Here is a 7,812-nt window from a genome sequence, read left to right as displayed (position 1 = left end):
TCGTCCAGATGCGGGCGGATCAACAACAAACGGGCGGCGACCGGATCGGAGTCCACAGCAGGCAGCGTCATACCACAAGTGTGGACAAACCAAACACAAAAACCTAATTAATTACTGCGCGAGTCCTTAGCTTGGAACCTTCATTGACCACTCGGGAAGGTACGCCCCTTCCCAAGCAGATCCACAGATTTCAAGCATTGCTCACCTGCCCTCACACAAGTCCAAGGCCATGACAGCCTGGATCGCCGGCCAGCGACAGTGGCTCACCGTTGAACGGCTACCGGGCTACGCCCACGACCTCAATCCCATCGAGATGGTGTGGGGCAACGTCAAAACGGTTGAGCTGGCAAACCTATGCCCCGACACGATCGACGAGGCCCACGCCGCAACCGAATCCGGGCTCAACCGCGTTGGCTCCAACTACGATCTGTGTTTCGCCTTCCTCGCCCACACCGGCCTATCTTTACGACCATGAATCACTCAATTACCGAAACATCTTTAAGCTGCGCAAGGGGTTTGACGTCGACAATGACAGGGCCTTGCTCATCGATGAGCAGGAAATCCGGCACATGCCGGCGCACTCGCCGATCGACTGTTGCCTTCAGCAGAAACGGCTGCGCAACGATATGACCTACCAAGACATCGAAATCCGCATACAGCAGCCGTGCCAGCTCTAACTTCTAACCGGGACTCATAGATGATGTGGGCCGCCTCGGTCGATGACCAATAGGTACCCGAGTAATGCCTCTGCCCGTGATGCCACCTGAACGTTCGCCACGGCGCGGCGGCGCTGAGTAGGTCGGCAGTCGCGAGGCTCCAGTCTGTCGAGAACTCGGACAAGTCGTCCCTGCGACGGACAGAAACCGTCGCCTCAGCGGTCTGTCCACCACCGGCCATGCCTCGACCATCTCACCTCACGGACGCGATCCGACGCATCCCCGCCCGGCGCGTCTCACGTCCACTGCATAAATGCAGTCTTGATGCAGCCGAACTTGAGAATATGCAGTCAGACTTGAGACCCTACAATTGACGTAACTCACCGAGCCATGTTGGCGAACCGCGACAGGTGCAGCTGGTGTGCGACGGTCACCGTCTTGGTCGGACCGTTACGGTGCTTGGCGAGAATGAAATCCGCCTCTCCCCCGCGTGGATCGTCACGGTCGAATGCGTCCGGCCGGTGCAGCAAAATGACGACGTCAGCATCTTGTTCGAGGCTTCCCGACTCGCGCAGATCAGACAACATCGGCTTCTTGTCGGTGCGCTGCTCGGGGCCGCGGTTGAGCTGGCTGATCGCGACGACCGGAACCTCGAGTTCTTTGGCGAGCAGCTTGAGTTGCCGCGAGAATTCCGACACCTCGACCTGCCGCGACTCGTGCTTCTTGCCCGAGGTCATCAGCTGCATGTAGTCGACCACCACCAGACGCAGGCCGGCTTTTTGCCGCAGCCGGCGCGCCTTGGCGCGGATCTCCATCATCGTCATGTTCGGCGAGTCGTCGATATACAGTGGCGCCTCGCTGATTTCGCTCATCCGCCGGGCCAGGCGCGTCCAGTCGTCGTCGGTCATGCGGCCCGAACGCATGTCGGAGAGCTTGATTTTGGCCTCCGCCGACAACAGCCGCATCACGATCTCGGACTTGCTCATCTCCAGCGAGAAGATGATGCTGGCCTGGCGATGTTTGATCGAGCACGACCGCAGGAAGTCCAACCCGAGGGTGGAGTTGTGGGTCGGCACCATCCCGCGGCCGGCCAGATAAAGATGCGCGGCGTTGTCCACCTCGACGCAGCGCACCGCGACACTGGGCACCCGGCGCACCGAGACGACCCGTAAAACCGGTGCCAGCGTGGCGGTGGGCCGGTGTCCGGCGCACGGCACCATGGAGCCGGCCGGCGCGATCGTGTCCAGCCCACAGCGCAGTTGAGCTGAGGTTCGGATCCCACGGCCGGTCGGCCACTGATGTTCGGCATCGCCGACAATCGTTGTGCCGTCGGAGAACTCGATCTGATAGCACGGGCGTCCCAACATGACGTCGGTCGCGCCGACCACCCGCGTCGGCAAGCCGTCGGCATCGAGCAACTCATCGCCGACGGCGACGTCGCCCATCGTGGTCCAACCGGCCGGTGTGGGCAGCGGCGTGTCCAGCGCCAGCGCCTTGCCCACTCCCGGACGCGCCGCGACAATGATCATCTGCCCCGGGTGCAGGCCGTTGGTCACCTCGTCCAATTCGCTAAAGCCCGTCAGCACACCGCGCGAGACACCGCCATTGGAGGCGATGGCGTCGATCTCGTCCATCGTCGGCTGCAGCAGATCCTCAAGCGGCACAAAGTCTTCCGACAGCCGCCTGTTGGCAACGTCGTAGATTTCCGCCTGGGCGCGGTCGACCACCTCGGCCACATCGGCGCCCTCGGCGCCGGCATAGCCGTACTGCACCACCCGGGTGCCCGCCTCGACCAACCTGCGCAGCACCGCTTTCTCCGCGACGATGCTGGCGTAATAGCCCGCATTGGCGGCGGTCGGCACCGTCGATATCAGGGTATGCAGATACGGTGCGCCGCCGATGCGGCGCAGTAGCCCGCGACGGTCCAGTTCGGCAGCGACCGTCACCGCGTCGGCCGGCTCGCCGCGCCCATACAGGTCGAGGATGGCGTCATAGACGTTCTGATGGGCAGGACGATAGAAATCACCGGGCCGTAGCCGTTCCAGCACATCGGCGATGGCGTCCTTGCTCAACAGCATCCCGCCCAGTACGGACTGTTCCGCGGCAAGATCCTGCGGGGGTTGACGGCCGAAGTCCTCACTGGGAGGCGGGGCATCCATTCCGGGGTGGGCGAGATCATCGACGACCGCCATGGGCCCTCACCTCCTCCGACATGAGCATCCGAACATACATTCGACCGCCGATAATCAGAGCGTAAATCAAGGCTCCGACAACAATCCCCGCTCCCACCTCAAATGGCCGACCATCAGCTGGCCGCTACGTCACGCCGATACCGTCGCCGCCGCAGCTCAATTGACCGCCCGCAAGCACCCACATCCCAATGCGCCGGGACGACGGTAAACGTTGCTGGCCGGTCCTCCAAGGGGCCGTTGTTCATGAAGCTGTGCATGGTGTGTGCATATCCGTTGATCCCTGTGTTGAACGGGGTGTGCAAAACCTGTGGATCAATGCGGGTTGTTGCAACATCACTGCAGATAAACGCCATACAACGGCATACGTATTGTGTGGACAACAATCTCCTCGGCGTGTCGGGCCAGGTTACCGCCTCGGGCGTGTTGGTTTTCGCCGAGATTTTCGGCGAGTTAAGCCTTGGTAACGGCGACCGCGCCAAGACACCATCGGAAAAGTTCGCCAGCGGCAGCCTCAAAACTTAAAGGCGACGCGCTGGGCGGGCCGGCGGCCAGTTACGTGCAGCCGATAACCCAGCCGGGGCGTCGATGGGCTCCGCCGGGTCACAGCCCTGGCGGGCTAGGACGGCGCTGGTGTGCACCCGGTGGGCCAGAGACCCATGTGAAAGATACGATTGCCGGCCCGGAGTCCGCTGAGCGCGGAAAACTGGTGGCCGAGGGCCGCTAAGATTCCGCGACGACGTCGAGCGAGATCTCGACGTCGACTTCCGGGTGCAGGTGCACCACCACCGGATGCGTGCCCACCGCCTTGATGTGGGCCTTGGGTAGCCGGAGGATCCGCTTGTCGAGGTTCGGGCCGCCCGCCTTCTTGATGGCCGAGACGACGTCGCCCGCGGTCACCGAACCGAAAAGCTTGCCGGAGTCGCCCGCCGTTTTCACCGGCAGTGCAACCGGGCCAAGCGCTTCGATGGCCGCCTTGATTTCGTTGGCATGCTCGCGGTCGCGCACCGCTTTGGATTCGCGGGCGCGGCGGATGTCGTCGGCCTGCCGTTGGGCACCGCGTGAGGCCATGATTGCCAGGCCGCGGGGCAGCAGGAAGTTGCGGCCGTATCCGTCCTTGACCTCGACCGTGTCGCCGACGGAACCAAGGTGGTCAACGTCAGCCGTCAGAATCAGCTTCATCGTTTGCGTACTTTCGTTGGGCTTGCAGCGCTTACGGTCGGCTAACGCGCCGACGAGGTAAAGGGCAGCAGCGCGACTTCACGGGCATTCTTCACCGCGATTGCGATGTCTCGTTGGTGCTGAACACAGTTGCCGGTGACCCGGCGTGCCCGGATCTTGCCGCGCTCGCTGATATAGGTCCGCAGCAGCGCGGTGTCCTTATAGTCGATCTTCTGACCCTTCTTCGCGCAGAAGACGCATTTGCGCGCCTTGACCGGCTTTTCCGGAGCCGGGCGTCGCTTGCTGGACTTGGCCATGTGTGTCTTTCTTTCCGTTGCTCAGTGATGGGACGTGTTGTCGATCAGAAGGGCGGCTCGTCATCGCCGCCGAATGAGCCCGAGGCTGGGGCGCTGCCCCACGGGTCGTCACCGGGACCGGGACCGGGTGCGCCGCCGGCCGGCGGGGACGCCGGTCGGGAACCGCCACCGCCGCCGAAGCCGCCACCACCGCCACTTCGGCTGGCCTTGTTGACTTTGGCGGTGGCGTACCGAAGTGACGGCCCGATCTCGTCGACCTCGACCTCGACGACGGTGCGCTTCTCGCCTTCCCGGGTTTCGAACGAACGTTGCTTGAGCCGGCCGGTAACGATGACCCGCGCACCCCTGGTCAGGCTTTCCGCCACGTTTTCGGCGGCCTCCCGCCAAATGTTGCAGCGCAGGAAAAGCGCCTCGCCGTCCTTCCATTCACCGGTCTGCCGATCGTAGATCCGGGGCGTCGACGCGACGGTGAAATTCGCCACGGCGGCACCCGACGGCGTGAACCGTAGCTCGGGATCAGCGGTCAGGTTTCCGACGACGGTGATGGTGGTGTCACCAGCCACGATAGTTCTCCTTGTTCCGCCCGATCCTCGCCGGGCGGGTAGTCATGAGCGTCTTTTACTCGAGCCTATGCAACGGGGCTGACAGCGACGGCCGGTGCTCGATTGCCCAGCTCCTCCGCCCCCGCTACGCGGCCGCATCGTCGCCGGGCTAGTGCTTGTCGGCGCGCATCACCTTGGTGCGCAGTACCGACTCGTTGAGGCTCAGCTGGCGGTCCAGTTCCGATACCGTCGCCGGGGCAGCTTTCAGGTCGACGACGGCGTAGATGCCCTCGGAGTGCTTGGCGATCTCGTAGGCCAACCGCCGCCGGCCCCAGATGTCGACCTTTTCGACTTTTCCGCCGTCTTTCCGGACGACGTTCAGGAACGTCTCCAGGGACGGGGCGACGGTGCGTTCGTCGAGGGTGGGATCGAGGATGATCATGATTTCGTATGGACGCATAGGGACCTCATCACCTCCTCTGGTCTTAGCGGCCACGGTCGGTCCGTGGCAGGAGGGTCGCCTGCGTCGGCAACCGTCCCAGGCTACCGGATAGCGCGCCGACCAGAAAAATCGCCGAACGAAGCCGCGGTCCACGCCCAGCTTGCACTGGTGGTCGTGGTCTCGAGCCGGACCACAGCCCTCACGGCAATCTCGCGGCCAGAAAGCCGGTCACTTCCGGCTGCGCAGGAATTCAGCTGCCCGGATCCTCGTTGCCTCGTCGGCATTGGCCAGCGATCCAGAGGCGAACGGCGGCCGCGGATCGTATTCGATGAGCAGCTGGGCAGCCTGGGCGGCTTCCCGATCAACCAGCAGCTCGACCAACCGCAAAGCCATGTCGATGCCGCTGGAGACCCCGGCGGCGGTGATGATGCGCTGCGGCAGGTGTTCGACGACGCGGTCGGGCACATACCGCGCGCCCAACTCGTTGAGCTGCTCTGCGGCGCGCCAGTGCGTCGTGGCGGTCAGGCCGTCGAGCAGCCCGGCGGCGGCGAGCAACAACGCTCCGGTGCACACCGAGGTGGTGAATCTGGTGTGCGGGTGAACCGATTGCAGCCAGCCGCGGATGATCTCGTCGTCAAGCAGCACCCGGGTTCCGATGCCACCGGGAAACACCACGACATCGGGTGTGCCCACTTCGTCGAAGGTGGCATCGCAGACCAGGCCGAGCATGCCGTTTTCGGTGCGCAGCTCGCCGCGTCGGTGCCCGACGAAAACCACGTCGATCGACGGAATACGTTGCAGGACTTCATAGGGACCGACGGCGTCCAACGCGGTGAACCTCGGGAACAGCGGGATGGCGACCTGCATCACGGCTCCCGCACGGCAATAGCGGCAGGCGCCGTCAGCTCCGGCCGCGATGCGACTGGGCGCAGCCAGTTCGGCAGCCAGCCGGGTGCGGCGTCCGGGGCACGGTCGTAACCACCGCCCGCGGGATCGTCGACTCGCCCATTCCAGCGCACCAGATCCTCCCGGGGTCGATATATCTGTCGAATTATCAACGCACACAGCACGATAACAGCAATGTCGCGCAACAACACCGTGGTGGTGAACCACTGCTGGGGCAGTGAGCGGTTCGGGTTGCCGTAGAGGTAATACATCCGCGGAACCCACACCAGCGCGTCAATTGTCATCCACGCCAGCAGAATCCGGCGGTGCGGCAGGGCAAGCACGGCCAGCGGTACCAACCACAGCGAAAACTGCGGGCTCCACACCTTGCTGGTCAACAGGAAGACCGCCACCACCAGAAACATCAGCTGTGCCACCCGCGGCCGCTGCGGAGCAGTGAATGCGATGTAAGCCATTGCGGCACAAGATAATGCAAACAGCACCGTCACGACTGTGTTCAGCACCATCGGCGGTTCCCAGAAGCCCCGTGCGGGATCGAAGCCGCGCCAGCCGGTGTAGGACTTCACGACGTTGTACAGCGAATCCATGTCGTCGCCGCGCCGGGTGTTGAGCCGGAAGAACTCCGACCAGCCCCGCGGATAGAGCACCATGATGGGCAGATTGACCACCAGCCAGGTCACCGCCGCGGCCAGCGCCGTGCGGCCCACGGCACCCACCCGCCCGGTCCGAATTCCCAGCACCACCAGCGGGCCCAGGAACAACAGCGGATACAACTTGGCCGCAGCACCCAAACCGATCAACAGTCCGGCAAGCCACGGTCTGCGGCGCGCCCAGGCCAGCAGTCCACCCATTGCGAAAGCCGTTGCCAGTGCGTCGAAGTTGGTGAATACCTGGAAGATCAGCAGCGGCGATGCCGCCACCAGTGCCGCATCCCAGATCCGGCGGCCGGCCAGGCCCGAGGTTGCCCACACGGTAGCCAACCAGGCGATCGCCAGCCCGAACGCCGCGGCGTTGAAGAACATCACCACTTCGGCGATCACCGGTAGCGGCGTGACGTTGCTCAACGCGGTGTAGGTCTTGGCAATAGCCATCGACACGTACTGGTATATCCCGGTCAACACCGGATATTCCATGTAGCGCACCGCCAATCGCCCGTTGTATTGGACCTGCGGTGCGCCGGTGCTGTCCGTTTCGACCCAGCTGGATTTGTAGGGAAACTTGCCCTGGCTCAACAGCTCTGCACCGTAGAGCGGCACGGTGTCGGAGTAGCACAATTCGTAATAGGCGCGCTGGTTGTCCCAGTTGGCCACCCTCTTATCGCCCGGCCCGGTCCCGGTGCTTTGCAGGCACGCGGCCTTCGTCGACCAGCCGAGCGCCAGAAACACCAGCGCGATCACAAACATCACCCGCAACGGGGTCATGAACCGGGCACGCCCGATCAAGGCGTGCCGGCCCACCGGCCCGCCGATGACATCGGCCAGAGCAGAACCCAAAACGTCGGTGCGGCTGGGACAATCGCGGGTGCCTGCACTACGTAGGTCGCGGGCCAACGGCGCGGGCGAGGTGAGTGAGCCGGTTGCGAGATGGGTGCGGATATCC

Annotated in this window: 9 protein-coding genes; 2 read left to right on the top strand and 7 right to left on the bottom strand. The window is 63.8% G+C overall.

The genetic code is table 11. The annotated features are described in order from the left end of the window. The first annotated feature begins 142 nt into the window (after positions 1–142). Entirely contained in the window at positions 143–475 is a 333-nt protein-coding gene (locus EET03_RS27745; RefSeq protein WP_122508857.1) for a transposase, read from the top strand. A 561-nt stretch (positions 476–1,036) separates the two neighbouring features. Here the strand turns inward: EET03_RS27745 and dnaB are convergent. Next, positions 1,037–2,848, bottom strand: coding sequence for a replicative DNA helicase (gene dnaB / locus EET03_RS27740; RefSeq protein WP_075544240.1), 1,812 nt, complete (start codon positions 2,846–2,848; stop codon positions 1,037–1,039). A 315-nt stretch (positions 2,849–3,163) separates the two neighbouring features. Between dnaB and EET03_RS30550 the strand changes: the two genes are divergently transcribed. Next, on the top strand, positions 3,164–3,370 hold the full coding sequence (locus EET03_RS30550) for a hypothetical protein (protein WP_167470716.1): 207 nt from the start codon (positions 3,164–3,166) through the stop codon (positions 3,368–3,370). Positions 3,371–3,568: 198 nt separating this feature from the next. Here EET03_RS30550 and rplI read toward each other — a convergent pair whose 3' ends face one another. The 6 genes from rplI to EET03_RS27710 all read right to left on the bottom strand — a co-directional run bounded on the left by rplI (position 3,569) and on the right by EET03_RS27710 (position 7,808). After that, complete coding sequence (gene rplI / locus EET03_RS27735) at positions 3,569–4,027, bottom strand: 50S ribosomal protein L9 (protein ID WP_063472327.1); 459 nt, start codon at positions 4,025–4,027, stop codon at positions 3,569–3,571. Between the two features lie 41 nt (positions 4,028–4,068). Further along, the gene (gene rpsR / locus EET03_RS27730) at positions 4,069–4,323 is read right to left on the bottom strand and encodes a 30S ribosomal protein S18 (RefSeq protein WP_075544241.1); all 255 of its coding nucleotides are present in this window, start codon (positions 4,321–4,323) and stop codon (positions 4,069–4,071) included. Between the two features lie 44 nt (positions 4,324–4,367). Continuing rightward, complete coding sequence (locus EET03_RS27725) at positions 4,368–4,886, bottom strand: single-stranded DNA-binding protein (protein ID WP_075544242.1); 519 nt, start codon at positions 4,884–4,886, stop codon at positions 4,368–4,370. A 148-nt stretch (positions 4,887–5,034) separates the two neighbouring features. Then, positions 5,035–5,325: a 30S ribosomal protein S6 gene (gene rpsF, locus EET03_RS27720; RefSeq protein WP_075544243.1), complete on the bottom strand. Its 291-nt coding sequence runs from the start codon at positions 5,323–5,325 to the stop codon at positions 5,035–5,037. Positions 5,326–5,535: 210 nt separating this feature from the next. After that, positions 5,536–6,174, bottom strand: a complete 639-nt coding sequence (locus EET03_RS27715; RefSeq protein WP_063472324.1) for a DJ-1/PfpI family protein — start codon at positions 6,172–6,174, stop codon at positions 5,536–5,538. Beyond that, positions 6,174–7,808, bottom strand: a complete 1,635-nt coding sequence (locus EET03_RS27710) for a glycosyltransferase family 87 protein (RefSeq protein ID WP_075544256.1) — start codon at positions 7,806–7,808, stop codon at positions 6,174–6,176. Before EET03_RS27710 ends, EET03_RS27715 begins: the two co-directional genes overlap by 1 nt. Positions 7,809–7,812 lie beyond the last annotated feature (4 nt).

It is taken from the genome of Mycobacterium innocens (genome assembly GCF_900566055.1).
GTDB classification, from domain to species: Bacteria; Actinomycetota; Actinomycetes; order Mycobacteriales; family Mycobacteriaceae; genus Mycobacterium; species Mycobacterium innocens.
This window is presented reverse-complemented; position numbering and strand designations above follow the sequence as displayed.

Excerpts from the sequence above, each read along its gene's own strand:
- dnaB (WP_075544240.1), bottom strand. The coding sequence starts at position 2,848 with ATGGCGGTCGTCGATGATCTCGCCCACCCCGGAATGGATGCCCCGCCT.
- rpsR (WP_075544241.1), bottom strand. The coding sequence starts at position 4,323 with ATGGCCAAGTCCAGCAAGCGACGCCCGGCTCCGGAAAAGCCGGTCAAG.
- rplI (WP_063472327.1), bottom strand. The coding sequence starts at position 4,027 with ATGAAGCTGATTCTGACGGCTGACGTTGACCACCTTGGTTCCGTCGGC.
- rpsF (WP_075544243.1), bottom strand. The coding sequence starts at position 5,325 with ATGCGTCCATACGAAATCATGATCATCCTCGATCCCACCCTCGACGAA.
- EET03_RS27715 (WP_063472324.1), bottom strand. The coding sequence starts at position 6,174 with ATGCAGGTCGCCATCCCGCTGTTCCCGAGGTTCACCGCGTTGGACGCC.
- EET03_RS30550 (WP_167470716.1), top strand. The coding sequence starts at position 3,164 with ATGCGGGTTGTTGCAACATCACTGCAGATAAACGCCATACAACGGCAT.